Origin of the sequence: Streptomyces sp. WAC 01529, from assembly GCF_003945545.1 — a bacterium.
In the GTDB taxonomy this organism is placed as follows: Bacteria; Actinomycetota; Actinomycetes; order Streptomycetales; family Streptomycetaceae; genus Streptomyces; species Streptomyces anatolicus.
The window spans coordinates 972,825-988,245 of record NZ_CP029617.1; the positions used below are offsets into that span (position 1 = coordinate 972,825).

The 15,421-nt window shown below is 72.3% G+C and carries 13 protein-coding genes; 8 read left to right on the top strand and 5 right to left on the bottom strand.

Going from position 1 to position 15,421, the window contains the following annotated elements; genetic code table 11:
- Nucleotides 1-54 precede the first annotated feature (54 nt).
- Complete coding sequence (locus DMA15_RS04340) at nucleotides 55-1,425, top strand: FAD-dependent oxidoreductase (protein ID WP_125511341.1); 1,371 nt, start codon at nucleotides 55-57, stop codon at nucleotides 1,423-1,425.
- Nucleotides 1,426-1,455: 30 nt separating this feature from the next.
- Here DMA15_RS04340 and DMA15_RS04345 read toward each other — a convergent pair whose 3' ends face one another.
- Entirely contained in the window at nucleotides 1,456-1,818 is a 363-nt protein-coding gene (locus DMA15_RS04345) for a helix-turn-helix transcriptional regulator (RefSeq protein WP_125511342.1), read from the bottom strand.
- Between the two features lie 160 nt (nucleotides 1,819-1,978).
- On the opposite strand from DMA15_RS04345, the gene DMA15_RS04350 reads away from it, so the two are divergent.
- Nucleotides 1,979-3,058, top strand: a complete 1,080-nt coding sequence (locus tag DMA15_RS04350) for an NADH:flavin oxidoreductase/NADH oxidase (RefSeq protein ID WP_125511343.1) — start codon at nucleotides 1,979-1,981, stop codon at nucleotides 3,056-3,058.
- A gap of 36 nt (nucleotides 3,059-3,094) precedes the next feature.
- Here the strand turns inward: DMA15_RS04350 and DMA15_RS04355 are convergent, their stop codons facing one another.
- The 4 genes from DMA15_RS04355 to DMA15_RS04370 form a co-directional block, all read right to left on the bottom strand.
- The gene (locus DMA15_RS04355; RefSeq protein WP_125511344.1) at nucleotides 3,095-3,478 is read right to left on the bottom strand and encodes a VOC family protein; all 384 of its coding nucleotides are present in this window, start codon (nucleotides 3,476-3,478) and stop codon (nucleotides 3,095-3,097) included.
- An 89-nt stretch (nucleotides 3,479-3,567) separates the two neighbouring features.
- The gene (locus DMA15_RS04360) at nucleotides 3,568-4,383 is read right to left on the bottom strand and encodes a transporter substrate-binding domain-containing protein (RefSeq protein ID WP_125511345.1); all 816 of its coding nucleotides are present in this window, start codon (nucleotides 4,381-4,383) and stop codon (nucleotides 3,568-3,570) included.
- A gap of 76 nt (nucleotides 4,384-4,459) precedes the next feature.
- Nucleotides 4,460-6,031: a M81 family metallopeptidase gene (locus tag DMA15_RS04365; RefSeq protein ID WP_125511346.1), complete on the bottom strand. Its 1,572-nt coding sequence runs from the start codon at nucleotides 6,029-6,031 to the stop codon at nucleotides 4,460-4,462.
- A complete protein-coding gene (locus tag DMA15_RS04370; RefSeq protein ID WP_125511347.1) occupies nucleotides 6,028-7,227 on the bottom strand; it encodes an ROK family protein in 1,200 nt (399 codons plus the stop codon). The genes DMA15_RS04365 and DMA15_RS04370 overlap by 4 nt, the downstream gene beginning before the upstream one ends.
- Before the next feature lie 217 nt (nucleotides 7,228-7,444).
- Between DMA15_RS04370 and DMA15_RS04375 the strand changes: the two genes are divergently transcribed.
- The 6 genes from DMA15_RS04375 (at nucleotide 7,445) to DMA15_RS04400 (ending at nucleotide 15,417) form a co-directional block, all read left to right on the top strand.
- Complete coding sequence (locus tag DMA15_RS04375) at nucleotides 7,445-9,295, top strand: peptide ABC transporter substrate-binding protein (protein WP_125511348.1); 1,851 nt, start codon at nucleotides 7,445-7,447, stop codon at nucleotides 9,293-9,295.
- Between the two features lie 107 nt (nucleotides 9,296-9,402).
- Entirely contained in the window at nucleotides 9,403-10,341 is a 939-nt protein-coding gene (locus DMA15_RS04380) for an ABC transporter permease (RefSeq protein ID WP_125517282.1), read from the top strand.
- Nucleotides 10,338-11,243 (top strand): ABC transporter permease, encoded by a 906-nt coding sequence (locus DMA15_RS04385; protein ID WP_125511349.1) that lies wholly within the window; start codon nucleotides 10,338-10,340, stop codon nucleotides 11,241-11,243. The genes DMA15_RS04380 and DMA15_RS04385 overlap by 4 nt, the downstream gene beginning before the upstream one ends.
- 17 nt (nucleotides 11,244-11,260) lie before the next feature.
- Complete coding sequence (locus DMA15_RS04390) at nucleotides 11,261-13,306, top strand: ABC transporter ATP-binding protein (RefSeq protein WP_125511350.1); 2,046 nt, start codon at nucleotides 11,261-11,263, stop codon at nucleotides 13,304-13,306.
- Nucleotides 13,261-14,199: a homocysteine S-methyltransferase gene (mmuM, locus tag DMA15_RS04395; RefSeq protein WP_125511351.1), complete on the top strand. Its 939-nt coding sequence runs from the start codon at nucleotides 13,261-13,263 to the stop codon at nucleotides 14,197-14,199. The genes DMA15_RS04390 and mmuM overlap by 46 nt, the downstream gene beginning before the upstream one ends.
- 132 nt (nucleotides 14,200-14,331) lie before the next feature.
- Complete coding sequence (locus tag DMA15_RS04400; protein ID WP_125511352.1) at nucleotides 14,332-15,417, top strand: sialidase family protein; 1,086 nt, start codon at nucleotides 14,332-14,334, stop codon at nucleotides 15,415-15,417.
- Nucleotides 15,418-15,421 lie beyond the last annotated feature (4 nt).

A 15,421-nucleotide genomic window follows, 5' to 3' on the forward strand; every position in this document is an offset into this window, starting at 1 on the left:
TCCGGGTGCGATCCTGAAACCGTCCCGGGGTCGCCTCGCGGAGGGAGCACCACCGTGCTGCACGTCGCCGTCGTCGGTTCGGGTCCCAGCGGGGTGTACGCCGCGCAGTCCCTCGTCGAGCAGGACCGGGTGCCGGGGGTGCGGGTCGATGTGCTCGACCGGCTGCCCTGCCCGTACGGCCTCGTGCGCTACGGCGTCGCGCCGGACCACGAGAAGATCAAGTCCCTCCAGAACAACCTGCGTACGGTCCTGGAGCACGAGCGCGTGCGCTTCCTCGGCTCCGTCGAGATCGGTCCCGGCGCCCTGCCCCCGGCCCGGCTCCTCGGCCTGTACCACGCGGTGGTCTACTGCGTGGGCGCGGCGGCGGACCGCAGGCTCGGGGTGCCGGGCGAGGATCTGCCGGGCAGTCATTCGGCGACGGAGTTCGTCTCCTGGTACAGCGCGCACCCCGACGTGTTGACGGACGGGTTCGAACAGGACGGTTTCGTACGGGGCGTGGAGTCGGCCGTCGTCATCGGCGTGGGGAACGTGGCGGTGGACGTCGCCCGGATCCTGGCCCGCGGCGTGGCCGAGCTGCTGCCCACCGACATGCCGGACGCGGCGCTCGGTGTCCTCGCGGGGAGCGGGGTGCGCGAGGTGCACATGGTGGGGCGGCGCGGCCCCTCGCAGGCGCGGTTCACCACGAAGGAGCTGCGGGAGCTGGGCTCGCTGCCGGACACCGAGGTCGTCGTGGACCCGGCGGAGCTGGCGCTGGATCCCGCGTACGCCGACCCGTCCGCGCTGCCCGCCGCGAACCGCCGCAACATCGAGGTGCTGCGCGGCTGGGCGGAGCGCCCCCCGCGCGGTCTGCCCCGGCGGATCCGGCTGCGCTTCTTCCTGCGGCCGGTGGCCCTGACGGCCGGGGCGGCGGGCCGCGTCGCCGGGGCGCGGTTCGAGCGCACACTGCCGGACGGCCGGGGCGGGGTGAGCGGTTCGGGGCGGTACGAGGACATCCCGGCCCAGCTGGTCCTGCGCTCGGTGGGCTATCGCGGGGTGCCGCTCGCGGGGCTGCCGTTCGACGCGGAGCGGGGCACGGTGCCGCACGCGGGCGGGCGGGTGCTGCGGGACGGGGCGCCGTCGCCGGGCGAGTACGTCGCCGGGTGGATCAAGCGGGGCCCGACCGGTGTCATCGGCACCAACCGTCCGTGCGCCAAGGAGACGGTGCGGTCGCTGCTGGACGACGCCCCCGATCTCGTACGCAGGGACGTGCCGGAGGATCCGCTGGCGGGGCTGCGCGCGGCGGGTCTGCGGCCGGTGGAGTGGCCGGGGTGGCTGGCGATCGAGCGCGCGGAGGCCGCGCTGGGGCGTTCCCTCGGCCGGGGCGTGGTGAAGATCCCCGACTGGGCGGGGCTGCGGCGGGCGGCGCAGGAGCAGGAGCAGGGGTAGGAGCAGGGGTAGGGGCAGGGGCAGGGGCAGTCAGGCTTCGTCGGTGCCGAGGCGCTCGGCCTGGCGGGCGGCCGCGGCGAGGACGCTGTCGAGGAGGCCGGGGAAGAGCGCGTCCAGGTCGTCGCGGCGCAGCACGCTCAGCTTGGCCGTGCCCCGGTAGATCTGCCGGATCACGCCGTTCTCGCGCAGCACCCGGAAGTGGTGCGTGCTCGTCGACTTGGTGACGGGCAGGCGGAAGTGCGAGCAGGGCAGCTCGGCTCCCTCCTCGCGGGCGAGGTCCCGGACGATCCGCATCCGCATGGGGTCGGCGAGGGCGTGCAGCACCGCTTCGAGCCGGATCTCCCCCGGCTCGGGGTGGGCGAGCGTCCTACCGCTCGCGGTGGCGGTCGTCATGACGGCTCCCCTTCGTCCGGTGTGCCCATTTGGGCCGGTGCTCTCTGGCCTCATTGTACGAGAGTCGCCGTAGTTCGTCGGTCATCGTAGTTTGACAATCGCCGTACTACGAGGTCTATCGTACGAGCAGCCCACAAGACCGTGAGGAATGGAGTCCGCCATGAGCGCCCTGTTCGAGCCGTACACCCTGCGATCGCTGACGATCCCGAACCGGGTCTGGATGCCCCCGATGTGCCAGTACTCGGCGCTTCCGGAGGGGCCGGACGCGGGTGCCCCGCTCGACTGGCACTTCGCGCACTACGCGGCCCGTGCCGCCGGTGGCACGGGCCTGATCATCGTCGAGGCGACCGCCGTCAGCCCCGAGGGCCGCATCAGCCCGTACGACCTGGGCATCTGGAACGACACCCAGGTGGAGGCGTTCCGCCGGACGACGGCGTTCCTCAAGAGCCAGGGCACCGTCCCCGGCATCCAGATCGCGCACGCCGGACGCAAGGCGTCCACCGGCCGCCCCTGGAAGGGCGGCGCCCCGGTGGGCGCGGAGGAGTACGGCTGGCAGCCCGTCGCGCCCAGCCCCCTCGCCTTCGACGAGCGCCACCCCGTGCCCACGGAGCTGACCGTCCAACAGATCCACGAGATCGTCGGGCAGTTCGCCGAGGCCGCGCGACGCTCGCTCGACGCCGGTTTCGAGGTCGCCGAGATCCACGGCGCGCACGGCTATCTGATCGGCGAGTTCCTCTCGCCGCACAGCAACAAGCGCACCGACGCGTACGGCGGCTCGTACGAGAACCGCACGCGGTTCGCCCTCGAAGTGGTCGACGCCGTACGGGCCGTGTGGCCCGAGGACAAGCCGCTGTTCTTCCGCATCTCCGCCACCGACTGGCTCCAGGAGGCGGGCTGGACGGCCGACGACACCGTCCGCTTCGCGACGCAGCTCAAGGAGCATGGGATCGACCTGCTCGACGTGTCCACGGGCGGCAACGCGGCGGGCGTCCGCATTCCCGTCGAGCCGGGCTACCAGGTGCCGTTCGCCGCGCGGGTGAAGGCCGAGACGGAGCTGGCGGTCGCCGCGGTCGGCCTCATCACCGAGGTGGAGCAGGCCGAGAAGATCCTGGCCAACGGCGAGGCGGACGCGGTCCTGTTGGGCCGGGAGCTGCTGCGTGACCCCTCGTGGGCGCGGCGCGCGGCGCGCGAACTCGGCGGCGAGGTGCGGGTGCCGGACCAGTACCACCGGTCGGTCTGAGCCCGCTCCGGCCGCTCACGCGGGGCGTCACGCGGGTCACTCGGGGATGGCCGCCAGCGTGAAGGAGTGCCCCGCCGGGTCGGAGTAGGTGCGCGTGTCCCGCGGGCCGCTGTTGTTCTTCGTCTCCACCGGGCGCGCGCCGAGACCGATCGCCTCGCGCTCCGCCTCGTCCATGTCGTGCCGGGCGACCATGATCCTCAGGTGCGCCTGCTGGGAGTCCTCGGGGCGGGGCCAGCTCGGCGGGATGTAGTCGCGCTCGCGGTGCACGGCGAGGCAGACCCCGGCGTCGTTCGTGACCTCGACGTAGTCGGGGTCCTTGCTCAACTGGACCTCCGCGCCGAGCAGTCCGGCGTAGAACTCGGCCAGCTGCTCGGGTTCCGAGCAGTCGAGGACGAGTACGGTGCGCTTCTCTACGGTCATGGTGTGCGGGTCCCCCGCGCCGCCCCCGCCAAACGGCGGTTTCCCCCGGCGCGGCGGCGGAGACCGGCTTCACGGCCTCGCGGGCGGCGTCACTTCATCCACTCGGCCTCGTAACTCGCGTACGTCCCGTCGTGCGTGGCGAGGTGCACGAACTGGTCGACGTACGCCTTGAATTCGTCGTCGCCGCGCGGCATCGCGTACGCCTTCTCCGAGAAGGTGAAGGGCTTGTCGGGGTGGAGGGAGCAGAGTTCGGGGTGGATCCTCGCCTGGTAGCGGGTCTCGCTCGCGTCCGTCATCATCACGTCCGCCCGGCCGTCGACGATCTCCTGGAAGATCGTGGTGTTCTCCGGGTGGAGCGTGAGCGTCGCCTGCTTGATGTTCGCGCGCGCGAACTGTTCGTTCGTGCCACCGGGGTTGACGATGACCCTCGTGCCCGGCTTGTCGATGTCCTTCAGCGTGCCCGCGCCGAACCCGCCCTTGTCGGCGCAGCGCACGATCGGTGTCTTGCCGTCCTCGCGCGTGGGCTCGCTGAAGTAGACCTGGCGGGCGCGCGGCAGGGTGATCGAGACGCCGCCGACGCCGATGTCGCAGCGGCGCGCGGCGACGTCCTTGGTGAGGTTCGCCCAGCTCGTCCTCACGAACCTCGGCTTGGCGTCGAGGCTCTTGGCGAGGTCGCGGGCCATCTTGATGTCCACGCCGCTGTACGTCTCGTGCACCGGGTCCAGCTTGGTGAAGGGCGCGTAGTCGCCGGTCGTGCAGACCTTCAGTACGCCCTTCCGCGGCACGGAGTCCAGGAGGCTGCCGTGGTGGCGGTCCGGGCGCGCGCCCGCGTCGGACGAGGCGGGCGCGGCCGCGGTGAGGGCCAGCAGACAGCCGAGGGCGGACAGGGCGGCGGCACGCTTCACGGGGACTCCTCTGCGCTACGGAGGCGGCTCGAAGGGATCACCTTCGCAGACCGGTTCCCGTGGGCGCACCCCCTTCTCACACAGCGAGCGGTGGCAGCCGGACCGGGGTCAGATCGGGTGCCCCGTCGGCGTAGGCGTCCTCGTCGAGCGGGTACAGCGGCCGCTCCACCCGGTGGTGTCCGAGGCGCGGCAGATCCTGGTCGACGCCGCCCGGGGTGAGGGCGAGCAGCCAGTCCGCCGCCATGTCGTACAGCTCGGGCTCCAGATAGCCGATCTTCACGGCCACGATGTCGTACGTACGAGGGTCGATGCCGAGGCCGCCCTCCCGTGGGCCCATGAAGTCGGCCAGTGTGTGGAACGGCTTGCGGCGTTCGACGAGGATCACGGTGAGGCCGCCGGTGCGGACGGCCGCCATGTCGACGCCGCGGTCGTAGGCGCCGCCCTCCGCGCGGTCCTTCTGGTCGGTGGCGCGCTGCAACGCGATGACGGTGCCGTTGAGTTCGTACGGCCCGCCGTGGCGCGGGTCGACCTTGCCGCCGACGCTCAGCGCGACCTCCGCGCCCACGCCCGCCACGAAGCAGCGGGCGACGGCGGCCGGGTCGGTGATGCCGGGGTGCAGGGCGCTGACCCGCCCGGAGCGGATCGCCTCGTTCTCCAGGAGCTTGCCCAGCATGTACGCGAGGTCGCCCGCGCCGCCCGCCGTCGGGTTGTCGCCCGAGTCGCTGATCAGGAAGGGCCGCTTGCCGGAGGCCACGGCCCGCTCGACGCACTCCTCGGCGCTGCCCGTCGGGCCGACGAAGACGAAGTCCCGGCGGGCGTCCCAGTAGCGGCGGGCGAGCTTCCCGGCCTCGGCGGCGGCGAGTTCGGCGTCCTCGCCGGTGACGACGATCGCGGCCCTGCAGCGCGGTTCGTCGGCCCAGGCGTAGCCGACCCACAGCGCGGCGTCGAGGAGGCCGGGCAGCTTCTCGATCTCGGCGAGCGAGGCATAGAGGGACTTGGCGGGCTCCAGGCGGGTGCTGGTCTTCTCGCCGGGCAGCAGCACCGGCACCTGCACCCAGGCCCGGTGCGGGCGCGTGCCGTCGCGCAGGCAGCGCACGAGGTTGCGGGCGGCGCGCTCGCGGGTCTCCCAGGCGTCCTCGTGCGGGGCGAGGCGGTGGGCGGTGAGCAGGTCGACGGGCTCGGCGAAGCGGCGCGAGACGTTGCCGTGCAGGTCCATGGCGGCGGAGATCATCGGGCGGCCGGTGCCGTCCGGGGTGCCGACGGAGTCGAGGGCGGCGCGCACCGCTTCGGTGAGGTCGGCCTCGGCGTCGGTGAGCCCGATGACGCTCATCGCGCCGTGGATGTCGTGGACGAGGCCGTCGAGCGGGCCCGCTGCCCTGATGCGGGTGACCAGTTCGTCCTTGAGGGTCAGATACGACTCGGCTTCGACCGGACCGCCGGGCAGCGAGGTCGCGTGCAGCAGGGGCACCCATTCGACGGCCGCGGCGAAGTCGGAGTCGGGGCGCGTCCACGTGTAGCGGTCAAGGAGGTCCTGGCCGCGGGTCTGGCGGAAGTCGTCCGTGGTGGAGCGGTGCGGGCAGAACGTGGAGGACTCGATGCCGATGCCGCCGATGCCGATGCGCAGACGGCGGGTCGCGGTGGGGGTCATGCGGGTGCGCTCTCTTCCTGGGCCGCGGGGGTGGCAAGCGCGGCCGGGGTGGTGGGCAGGTGGGTGCGCAGGGCGGTGAGGCCCGCGCCCAGGAGGCCCGCGTCGACGCCCGTGACGGTGGTGGTGATCTCCAGGTCGGCGGTGGCCAGCGGCAGGCACCGCTCGTAGAGCACGCCGCGCACGGCGGCTACCAGGGGTTCGGCGGTGGCGAGGACGCCGCCGAGCGCCACGGCCTGCGGGTTGAAGAAGTTGACGACGACGGACAGGACCGTGCCGATGTGCCGGCCGGCGGTGCGGACGAGGGTGGTGGCCCGCGGGTCGCCGTCCGCGACCAGGCGCAGCAGGTCGCTGGTGTCGGCGACCTCGACGCCCTGGAGGGCGAGTTCCCTGATGAGGGCGGCGCCGCTCGCGACGGTCTCCAGGCAGCCGATGTTGCCGCAGCTGCACGGGCGCTCGCCCGCGGCGTCGACGCGGACGTGGCTGATGTCGCCCGCGCTGCCGTTGGCCCCGTCGTGCGGGCGCCCCGCGGAGATGATGCCGCTGCCGATGCCGCGCCCGGCCTTGACGACGACGAGGTGGTCGAGTCCGGGGCGGGCGACGCGGTGCTCGCCGACCGCCATCATCGTCGCGTCGTTCTCTACGGTGACGGGGATGCCGAGGCGCTCGGCGAGGACGTCCCGGAGCGGGTAGCGGTGCCAGCCGGGCATGCGGGACGGGCTCAGGACGCGGCCCGTCGCGGGCTGCACCGGGCCGGGGAAAGCGACGCCGAGCGCGCGTACGGCACGGCCCTCCTGGTGCTGGCGGGCGACGAGCCGGTCGACCTGGCCGCAGAGCCAGTCGACGGCGGACTCGGGTCCCGCGGTGATGTCGTGCGGCAGGTCGACGGCGTCCGAGACGGTGCCGCCGATGTCGACCACGCCGAGCCGTGCGTGGTGGCTGCCGAGGTCGGCGGCGACCGCGACGCCGCCGTGCGCGGCGACCCGCAGGAGCCTTGGCCTGCGCCCGCCGCGCGAGGCACCTTCGCCGGACTCGCTGAGGAGCCCCGCGTCGACCAGTTCCTGCACCCGCAGGGAGACCGTCGAGGGGGCGAGGCCCAACTCGCGTACGAGGTCGGCCCGGGAGGTGGCCGCCCCGGAGGAGACCAGGTGGACGATGTGCTGTGCCGACCCCGGTTCGCCTAGTGGTGTTCCGGCCATGGCGCCCCCAGTTGCTGGTTGTTGCTTCGATCTGTTTGTTCGACAACCAGACGAACACTAGGTCTCACCGAACCAAGTGCGCCACCCACAAAGGGTTTTGCGCTTCTCATCGAATGAACCTATTGACTTGTTTTTCGCGTGCGGCCTAGCGTTCGGGCGCCGCCCCGTCGTTCTCCGGCCCGGGGGCAGGCCCCGTCCCCCTTGGAGGCCCATCGCCATGCGTTCACTCAGGTCCGCGGCGGCAGTCCTGCTCACCCTCACGGCGGTGACCGGCTGCACCCGCGAGGGCGGCCGCATCGACATGGGCCCCACCGGCGGCACTCCCGTCGAGGGCGGCACGGTGACGATGGCGCTGCCCCCGGCCGCCACGCCCAACTGGATCTTCCCGATCGGCGCCCCCGGTTACGGCGGCTCGTACAACAGCGGGATCTACTCCCTCTTGTTCACGCCGGTGTACGACGCGGTGCAGGAGAAGGGGAAGGCCGGGCTGGCCTCGCACGGGCCGGGCACGCTGGGCCTTGAGCCGGCGTACAGCGACGACAACAAGACGGTGACGGTACCGCTGCGCGAGGGCGTGAAGTGGTCCGACGGGAAGCCGGTCACCGCCCGCGACCTGGAGTTCTGGTTCCGCCTCGTCAAGGCCAACAAGGCGGAGTGGGCGGGCTATTCGGTCGGCACCATGCCCGACAACGTCAAGCGGTTCGAGACGCTCGACGACCACACCGTGCGGCTGCACCTGACACGCGCGTACAACCCCGACTGGTTCACCGCCAACCAGCTCACCCTGCTGCGGGCCCTCCCCCAGCACGCCTGGGACGCGAAGACCGACGGCGGACCGATCGGTGACTGGGACCGCACGGCCGAGGGCGCCAAGGCCGTCTTCGCCCGGCTCATGAAACATGCGAAGAGCCTCGGTTCGTACGGCTCCGACCCGCTGTGGAAGACCGTCAACGGCCCGTGGAAGCTCGCCGGCTGGCGAGACAGCGGTCAGGTCACGATCGTGCCGAACGAGAAGTACACCGGGCCGGAGTCGGAGCGCCCGCACCTGGACAAGGTGGTCTTCAAGCCGTTCACGACGGCCGACTCCGAGTACAACGTGCTGCGTTCGGGCGGCGTCGACTACGGCTACATCCCGCCCTCGGTGATGGCGCAGAAGGAGAAGTTCGAGGGCAGGGGCTACCGGGTCGACCCGTGGGAGGGCTGGGCGGCGACGTACATCGTCTACAACTTCAACTCCACGCACGCCGGGCCGATGATGGATCAGCTCTACATCCGGCAGGCCATGCAGCACCTCGTCGACCAGGAGGCGATGAGCGACGTCATCTGGCAGGGCAGCGCGACCCCGACGCTCGGCCCGGTGCCGGCGAAGCCGAAGAGCCAGTACCTGTCCGAGGCGATGGAGGAGAACCGGTACCCGTACGACGTGGCGAGGGCCCGGCGCCTCCTCGCCGCGCACGGCTGGCGCGCCGAGGACGGCACGGCCCGCTGCGTACGCCCCGGGACGGGCGAGGACCAGTGCGGCAAGGGCATCGAGCAGGGCACGGCGCTGGAGCTGACCCTGCTCTCCCAGTCCGGCTCGACCGAGACGACGAACATGATGCAGGAGCTGAAATCGTCGCTCTCCAAGGCCGGGATCGACCTGACCGTGCGTCAGCAGCCGCTGAACTCCGTCCTCGGCAGCTCCGTCCCGTGCCGGGCGAAGGACCCCGGCTGCGACTGGGACATGTCCTTCTTCGGGACGGCCGGCAGCTGGTACTACCCGCTCAACCCCAGCGGCGAGCAGCTCTTCTCGACCGGCGCCTCCGCCAACTTCGGCAACTACAGCGACAAGAGGGCCGACCGCGTCATCCGGGCGGTGCAGTACTCCCCCGACATGAAGGCCGTGCACGAGTACGGCGAGTACCTCGCGGAGCAGCTTCCGGTGATGTGGATGCCCAACCCGGCGTATCAGGTCTCGGTGATCCGCAACGACCTGCGCGGCGTCTCGCAGAATCCGACCGTCAGCTTCGCGCCCCAGCACTGGTACTACGTCAAGAAGCACGCCGAGCGGAAGGGTGCTGAGAAGTGAGCGGCAGCAGCAGCCCCAGCGGCTTCAGGAACCCCGTCGGACTCAAGAGCCCCGTCGGCTTCAGGGACCGCGCCGGTTTCAGGGGCCTCACCGGCTTCCCCGGCTTTCTGGTCAAGCGCCTCCTCCAGGCGGTCGTCGTCCTCTTCCTGGTCTCGGTCATCGTCTTCGTCCTTCTGCACCTGCTGCCCGGCGGCCCCGCGCGCGCCATCCTCGGCCCGAAGGGCACCCCGCAGCAGATCGAGCACTTCAACCACCAGCAGGGGTACGACCGTTCCCTGCCGACGCAGTACGCGATGTATCTGAAGCGGCTGCTCACGGGCGACCTCGGTGAGTCCTTCAAGCTCAACTCGCCCGTCCTCGACCTCCTGAAGCAGCGCCTGCCGAAGACCCTGCTCCTGACCGTCCTCTCCACCGCCCTCGCGGTGGTCGTCGCGGTCCCGCTCGGTCTGCTCCAGGCGGTGCGGCGCGGCAAGGCGTCGGACTACGCGCTGACGGGGCTCGCCTTCCTGATGTACGCGACGCCGGTGTTCTTCCTCGGCCTCATCATGATCATGCTGTTCGCGCAGGTCATGCCCATCTTCCCGGCGGAGGCACCGCAGGGCGAGACGGTCGGCGAACTCCTCGGCGACGTCACGGGGCTGGTGCTGCCCGTGGTCACCATGGCCTTCGGCATCATCGCGATGTTCAGCCGCTATATGCGCTCGGCGGTGCTCGACAACCTCACCGAGGAGTACGTCCGCACCGCGATGGCCAAGGGCCAGTCGAGCCGCCGGATCATGGTCAGGCACGTTCTGCGCAACGCGCTGATCCCCCTCGCGACACTCCTCGGCCTCTACCTCCCGACCCTCTTCAGCGGCGCCCTCATCGTCGAGTCGATGTTCAACTACCCGGGCATGGGGCTGCTGTTCTGGAACGCGGCGCAGGGCTCCGACTTCCCCGTCCTGCTCGGCGTGACGCTCGTCGTCGGAGTCGCCACCGTCGTCGGCTCACTGCTCACCGACGTCCTGTACGCCGTCCTCGACCCCCGGATACGGAGCGTGGCATGAGTACCACGGCAGCCCCCGTCACCGCCCCCGGCCAGGAGGAAGCGGCGCCGGCCACGCCCTCGCTCGCCCGCCGCACCCTGCGCGTCTTCACCGGCAACAAGCTCGCCCTCACCGGCGTGGTCGTGCTCGCCCTGCTGCTCGCGTTCAGCTACCTCGGCCCGCTCCTGCACTCCACCGAGCAGATCCACACCGACCTCTCACGGGCGAACCTCCCGCCCGGCAGCCCGGGCCATCTCCTCGGCACCACCGACCTCGGCTACGACATGCTCGGCCGGCTGATGGTCGCCGGGCGCACCTCGCTCGAGATCGGCCTCGCGGCGGGCCTGTTGGCGACGCTCTTCGGCACGGTCTACGGCGCGATCGCCGGGTACTTCGGCGGCTGGGTCGACGCCACGATGATGCGGGTCACCGACGCGGCGCTCGCCATCCCCGCGATGTTCCTGCTCGTCGTCGTCGCCGCGATCGTCACGCCCGGCAAGGGCGTCCTCATCATGATCATCGCGGCGGTCGCGTGGCTGTCCCCCGCCCGCCTGGTGCGCGGCGAGGCCCTGGCGCTGCGCGACCGGGAGTACGTCCAGGCCATGCGGATGATGGGCGGCGGCGGGGCCCGGGCCGTCTTCAAGCACATCGTGCCGAACGCCATCGGCACGGTCATCGTCAACTGCACGTTCCAGATCGCCGACGCGATCCTCTACGTCAGCTACCTCGCCTTCCTCGGCCTGAGCATCCCGCCGCCCTCGGCCGACTGGGGCTCGATGCTGTCCGCCGGCATCACCTACACCCAGAACGGCTACTGGTGGCTGATCTTCCCGCCGGGCATCGCGATCGTGCTGGTCGTCGCCGCCTTCAACTTCATCGGCGACGGACTGCGGGACGCGTTCGAAGTGCGGCTGCGGAAGTGACCAGGGAGAGCAGACAGATGACCGAGCCCCTCCTCACCATCGACGGCCTGCGCGTCGACATCGCCTCGCGCGAACGCACCGTCCACGCCCTCGACGGCGTCTGCCTCACCCTCGCCCCCGGCGAGGCCCTGGGCATCGTCGGCGAGTCCGGCTGCGGCAAGACCATGACCGCGCTCAGCGTCCTCGGCCTGCTGCCGCCGGGCGGCGAGATCACCGGCGGACGCGTCCTGTTCGACGGCCGCGACCTCGCCGCCGCTCCCGCGCCCGTCCTCCAGGACGTACGCGGGGACGCCATCGGCATGGTCTTCCAGGACCCGCTCACCTCCCTCAACCCCACGATGACGATCGGCGCGCAGGTGGCCGAGCCGCTGCTCCTGCACCGTCCGGACATCGGCAGGAAGGAGGCGTGGGCGCGGGCCGAGGAGATGCTGCGCCTGGTCGGCATGGCCCATCCCGCCGAGCGCATGAAGGCCTACCCCCACCAGCTGTCGGGCGGCATGCGTCAGCGCGTGGCGATCGCCATGGCCCTGGTCTGCGAGCCGAAGCTGCTCATCGCGGACGAGCCGACCACCGCGCTCGACGTGACGACGCAGCACCAGATCCTGGAACTCGTCGACGACCTGCGCTCCCGCCTCGGCATGGCGATGATCCTGGTCACCCACGACCTGGGCGTCATCGCCCACCGCGTGGACCGGGTCGCGGTGATGTACGCGGGCAAGGTCGCCGAGGAGTCGGACGTACGCGACTTGTTCGCGCGCCCGCGCCACCGCTACACCGAGGCGCTGCTCGCCGCGCTGCCCGAGCGGGCGGCCGCCAGCGGCACCGAACTGCACACCATCCCCGGCCTGCCGCCGAACCTCGCGGCGCGCCCCACGGGCTGCCGTTTCGCGCCGCGCTGCACCTTCGCCACCGAGGAGTGCCGCGCGGAGGAGCCGCCGCTCGCCGATGACGAGGTGCGGGGCGCGGAGCACCGGTTCGCGTGCTTCCATCCCGTACCGGACGAGGCCGCCTCGCAGGACGAGGTCGTGGTCCCGCCGGCCGTTCCCCCGGCCGCCGCCCCCGGGGGCGTCCTCCTCGAACTCGACGCCCTGGTCAAGGAGTTCCCGCTCAAGGGCGGCCCGTTCTCGCGCGGCCGGGGCACGGTCAGCGCGGTCGGCGGGGTCTCGCTCACGATCCGCGAGGGCGAGACGTACGGCATGGTCGGCGAGTCCGGCTGCGGCAAGACCACGCTCGGGCGGATCGTCGCGGGCCTGGAGGCCCCGACCGCCGGTGCGGTGCGCTTCGGGGGCGCCGATCCGTCGCGGATGCCGCGGGCCGAGCGGCGCGCGCACCGGCGCCGCGTCCAGCTGATGTTCCAGGACTCGACCGCCGCGATGGACCCGCGCATGCGGGTCGGCGAGATCCTGCGCGAGCCGCTGGTGATCCAGGGCGTGGGCGGCCGCGCCGAGCAGGAGGCGCTGGTCGCCGAACTCCTCGACGCCGTCGGTCTGCCGCGCGGCGCGGTGCACCGCTACCCGCACGAGTTCTCCGGCGGCCAGCGGCAACGCCTGGGTCTGGCGCGGGCGTTGACGCTCTCGCCCGACCTGGTGGTCGCCGACGAGCCGGTCTCCGCGCTCGACGTGTCCGTGCAGGCACAGATCCTGAACCTGATGCGGCAGCTCCAGCGCGAGCGCGGCCTGACCTATCTGTTCATCTCGCACGACCTGGCCGTCGTACGCCATCTGGCGGACACGGTCGGCGTGATGTACCTCGGCAAACTGGTGGAGTCGGGCCCGGCCGCACAGGTGTACGCGCATCCCCTGCACCCCTACACACGCGGCCTGCTCGACACCGTCAACCTCCCCGACCCGCAGGCCGCGTCGGGCACGCAGCCGGCGCCCCTGGAGGGCGAGACCCCGTCCGCGGCGCGGCCCCCTTCGGGTTGCCGCTTCCGCACCCGCTGCCCCCTCGCCCAGGAGGTGTGCGCGACGGCCGAGCCGCCCGTGACCACGCCGAACGGCCCGGCCCACCAGGTGGCATGCCACTTCCCCCTGGCCGCGCCTCGGCTAGCGTCGGCGGTGTGAGACTCCCCGATGTCCTTGCGCAGCGCCCGGTCGTCCTGGACGGCGGCCTGGCCCACCAGCTGGAGGCCGCAGGCCACGACCTGAGCGACGCCCTGTGGTCTGCGCGGCTGCTCGCCGACGAGCCCGCGGCGATCGAGGCGGCCCACCGCGCGTACTACGAGGCGGGCGCCGAGGTCGCCATCACCGCGAGCTACCAGGCGACGTACGAAGGGTTCGCGCGGCGCGGCATCGATGCGCGCCGCACCACCGAACTGTTGTGCCTGAGCGTGGAGTTGGCGCGTCGCGCCGGGTCCGGGCTCGGCCGTGAGGTGTGGGTGGCCGCGTCGGCGGGCCCCTATGGCGCGATGCTCGCCGACGGCTCCGAGTACCGGGGGCGGTACGGCCTCACCGTCGACGAGCTGGAACGCTTCCACCGGCCCCGTCTGGAGACCCTCGCCGCGGCCGACCCGGACGTCCTGGCCCTGGAGACGGTCCCCGACGCCGACGAGGCCCGGGCGCTGCTGCGCGCGGTGCGCGGTCTGGGGGTGCCCGCCTGGCTGTCGTACAGCGTCGCGGGCGGCCGCACGCGCGCGGGCCAGCCCCTCGACGAGGCCTTCGCGCTCGCCGCCGACGTGGACGAGGTGATCGCGGTCGGCGTGAACTGCTGCGATCCGCGCGAGGCCGCCGCTGCCGTCTCGCTGGCCGCGCGTGTCACCGGCAAACCCGTGGTCGTCTACCCCAACAGCGGGGAGGAGTGGGACGCCGGTGCCCGGTCCTGGCGCGGCCCCTCGCGGTTCGCGGCCGGTCAGGTGGAGGGCTGGCGGGCGGCGGGGGCGCGGCTCGTCGGCGGCTGCTGCCGGGTGGGGCCCGCGGTGATCACGGAGATCGCGCGGGAGCTGACGGCGTCGGACTGAGGCCGGGCAGCTGGGGCCGGAAGGCCGGGACACGGTGGTGACCTGCGGGAACGCCGCTCGGGAGGGTGACTGTCAGTGGCGGGGTGCAGACTGGCAAAAGCCTGAGACAACGACGTCCCGGAGGTGGCCGCCATGGCCGATGTTCTGCTCACCGTAGGCACCCGCAAAGGCCTGTTCATCGGCCGCAGGCGCGAGGGCGCCTGGGAGTTCGACGACAGTCCGTACTTCAACGCCCAGGCGGTGTACTCCGTCGCGATCGACACCCGGGGCCGCACGCCGCGCCTGCTCGTCGGCGGCGACAGCGCGCACTGGGGCCCGTCCGTGTTCCACTCCGACGACCTCGGCCGGACGTGGGCGGAGCCCGCCAAGCCCGCCGTGAAGTTCCCCAAGGACACCGGGGCGTCGCTGGAGCGGGTGTGGCAGCTGCACCCCGCGGCCGCCGAACCGGACGTGGTGTACGCGGGCACGGAACCGGCCGCGCTGTACCGCTCGGAGGACCGCGGCGAGAGCTTCGCGCTCGTCCGTCCGCTCTGGGAGCACCCCACGCGCTCCAAGTGGGTGCCGGGCGGGGGCGGCGAGGGGCTGCACACCGTCCTGACCGACGCCCGCGACGCCCGCGCGGTGACGGTCGCGGTCTCCACCGCCGGGGTGTTCCGCACCCTCGACGGCGGCGACAGCTGGGCCCCGTCGAACAAGGGCGTCTCCGCGGTGTTCCTGCCCGAGCCGAACCCCGAGTTCGGGCAGTGCGTGCACAAGGTCGCGCGGGACGCGGCCGACCCGGACCGGCTGTATCTGCAGAACCACTGGGGGGTGTACCGCAGCGACGACGCGGGCGCGCACTGGACGGACATCGGCGGCGGCCTCCCCTCCGACTTCGGCTTCGCCGCGGTCGCCCACCCGCACCGCGGCGGCACGGCGTACGTCTTCCCGATCACCGCGGACAGCGACCGGGTCCCCGCCGACCGCCGCTGCCGCGTCTACCGCACGGCGGACGCGGGCAAGAGCTGGGAGCCGCTCAGCGCGGGCCTGCCCCAGGAGGACCACTACGGCACGGTGCTGCGGGACGCCATGTGCAGCGACGACAACGACCCGGCGGGCCTCTACTTCGGCAATCGCAACGGCGAGGTGTACGCCTCGGCGGACGACGGCGACAGCTGGCGGCTGCTCGCCTCGCACCTGCCGGACGTGCTGTGCGTGCGGGCCGCGGCCATCGGTTGATCGA

Coding starts and splice junctions, on each gene's coding strand:
- DMA15_RS04345 (WP_125511342.1), bottom strand. CDS start 1,818: ATGACGACCGCCACCGCGAGCGGTAGGACGCTCGCCCACCCCGAGCCG.
- DMA15_RS04350 (WP_125511343.1), top strand. CDS start 1,979: ATGAGCGCCCTGTTCGAGCCGTACACCCTGCGATCGCTGACGATCCCG.
- DMA15_RS04355 (WP_125511344.1), bottom strand. CDS start 3,478: ATGACCGTAGAGAAGCGCACCGTACTCGTCCTCGACTGCTCGGAACCC.
- DMA15_RS04365 (WP_125511346.1), bottom strand. CDS start 6,031: ATGACCCCCACCGCGACCCGCCGTCTGCGCATCGGCATCGGCGGCATC.
- DMA15_RS04370 (WP_125511347.1), bottom strand. CDS start 7,227: ATGGCCGGAACACCACTAGGCGAACCGGGGTCGGCACAGCACATCGTC.
- DMA15_RS04375 (WP_125511348.1), top strand. CDS start 7,445: ATGCGTTCACTCAGGTCCGCGGCGGCAGTCCTGCTCACCCTCACGGCG.
- DMA15_RS04385 (WP_125511349.1), top strand. CDS start 10,338: ATGAGTACCACGGCAGCCCCCGTCACCGCCCCCGGCCAGGAGGAAGCG.
- DMA15_RS04390 (WP_125511350.1), top strand. CDS start 11,261: ATGACCGAGCCCCTCCTCACCATCGACGGCCTGCGCGTCGACATCGCC.
- mmuM (WP_125511351.1), top strand. CDS start 13,261: ATGCCACTTCCCCCTGGCCGCGCCTCGGCTAGCGTCGGCGGTGTGAGA.
- DMA15_RS04400 (WP_125511352.1), top strand. CDS start 14,332: ATGGCCGATGTTCTGCTCACCGTAGGCACCCGCAAAGGCCTGTTCATC.